Source organism: Pseudoalteromonas sp. SG44-8 (assembly GCF_014164125.1).
GTDB lineage: Bacteria > Pseudomonadota > Gammaproteobacteria > Enterobacterales > Alteromonadaceae > Pseudoalteromonas > Pseudoalteromonas rhizosphaerae.
The window spans coordinates 1-1,921 of record NZ_JACJEQ010000068.1 but is presented as its reverse complement, the minus strand read 5'-3'; the positions used below and the strand labels follow the sequence as shown (position 1 = coordinate 1,921).

3 protein-coding genes are annotated in these 1,921 nt (G+C 38.2%); all 3 read right to left on the bottom strand.

The window, feature by feature from the left end; all coding sequences use genetic code 11:
- Positions 1-181: 181 nt before the first annotated feature.
- Positions 182-652 (bottom strand): hypothetical protein, encoded by a 471-nt coding sequence (locus H5163_RS20970; RefSeq protein ID WP_182735890.1) that lies wholly within the window; start codon positions 650-652, stop codon positions 182-184.
- Between the two features lie 29 nt (positions 653-681).
- Positions 682-1,020: a hypothetical protein gene (locus H5163_RS20965; RefSeq protein WP_182735889.1), complete on the bottom strand. Its 339-nt coding sequence runs from the start codon at positions 1,018-1,020 to the stop codon at positions 682-684.
- A gap of 113 nt (positions 1,021-1,133) precedes the next feature.
- Positions 1,134-1,748, bottom strand: coding sequence for a hypothetical protein (locus tag H5163_RS20960; RefSeq protein WP_182735888.1), 615 nt, complete (start codon positions 1,746-1,748; stop codon positions 1,134-1,136).
- Positions 1,749-1,921 lie beyond the last annotated feature (173 nt).

Sequence of the window (1,921 nt, the reverse complement as noted above, 5' to 3'; positions counted from 1 at the left end):
TTTTCCTTCTGCATTAAACCCGTCATACCCCAGATCATCGCTATAGGAATATGATGTGAATAGAGTCAATAAAATCGTGGCAATGATGTATTTCATAAGTGTTTTTCATTCTTGTGCATAACGCCCCACTCACCGGAATTTTATGAGCGTAGCGAGTAAAATTTCCGTGAGCAGTGGTTTGTTAGGGTTCAATTTCTGATACGTCCAACTGTTTAGGGTACTTCTTTCGACGCGTCCAAAGAACAAAAGCGGGCATTGCAGCGTATAACACGCCCAAAATGACAAAGAATATAGGTTGCTGTTCAATTGATTTTTGAGCGGAGTCTTCAGACAAAAAGCCAACGATAAAATCTCTAGCTTCTTGTGGCAAAAGGCCAAAGAGAGTCATGGCTAATCCGATCAAAATAGCAGTAACAAAGACAAGTTTTGGTCTATCTAGCAAGATTTTTAATGGGCCTTTCAAATTATTTCGTTTTCTCTGCATAACTCGGCCTTGATCAACAAAACCAGATGGGAAACCTTTGATTGTTCCGCTGAATTCTGGATACCGTTTTTCACTATCATGTAACAGTTCAATGACAACTCCATCATTAGGATCTAAGTATTCAAATTCTAGACGTAGTTTGTTAGTGGCATCCTCATAATTGACCAAAGAAAATGCATTAGCTTCCTTTGTTTTCTTTAGGGTTTTGTCTTGTCATTTTCCTTAAAAGATATTAGCAAAGGATCTGAGTTGACCACATCACTACCTTCCAGTGTTTCGGTGCCATTATTCCAAATAGTCAGTGTTGTTTTTGTGAGCCTATCTACTTCATTACCCTTATAGGTCACCTTTACATCTTTAGGCAGGTTATCTTCGTCTCTTCCAATTAATCTGAGTGACGATTTTTGATAAGAAGGTTTAGCAACGCTCTTTGAAACCCTGTATGAAAAGATACCAAAAATACCAAGGATTATGCCTATTACACCTATTAGTGAGCCAACCCAACCTTGATTGAAAAATTCAAAAATCTCTGTCACTTATTGCTATCCTTTTTTGAACCCTAACGCCTTGCTAAGCGGAAAATAAAAGTTGGCTATAATCGCGAAGCGATGGCCAACTGTTATTTTTCCGTTTAAGCAACTTGTTATACCTAAACTGACTCAAGGTACGATATTGCTCTTTTTCGTACTCGACCGACTTCTATATAGTTCCATCCACCGCCAATTAACCCGCCGATTACAGGAAGTGTCTTTGTGATAACGCCTTTCTGAGTAACTTTAATGCCAAAATATTTTAACATTATCTTTTTGAATTGTTTTAGAGTCTCTTTGGATAGGTATTTTTTAATTGCTGCTCTAGTTACCCCCATACCACCTCTGATACCAAACTCCCTGAGTGCTTGGCTACCAACATTCAGGCCAAATATAGGAATCAAAAGCTCCCATTTTGCGTCATCATCATCAAAGAAATTTTCATCATAAATAACTGCAGCACGAGCGACTGCCGCCACTTCTGTTCGAAGTGTTACCGCAACGTCTAAAGTAGCTGCAGGGACAGCAGTCCATGGGTTTGCAGGTAATCCAGTGGCAAAACCTATAGATGTTGCTTTCCAACGTGCTGATGAAAAAGCTTTTTCCGCTAATTTACGATTACTCACATCCGGATACTTTTCTCTTTCTGCTTTTACTGAAGCAATAATTGCAGGAGGATCAATTTCAACCACCCATTCTAATGCTTTTGTAAGAGCCTTACTTTCATCCGCCAAATGACTACTCCTTCTTTAGGTATAACAGCTTATTCAAAGGATCTAAAACCACAAGTTGCAGACAGAAAATCCTTCGAGTTTTTTAATACTTTCAGTCTAACTCTGTATCTAAATGTAAATCAAGGGATTTATATTTGTTGTTTTTTTGTTGTTGTAAAATACAAGAAATAATC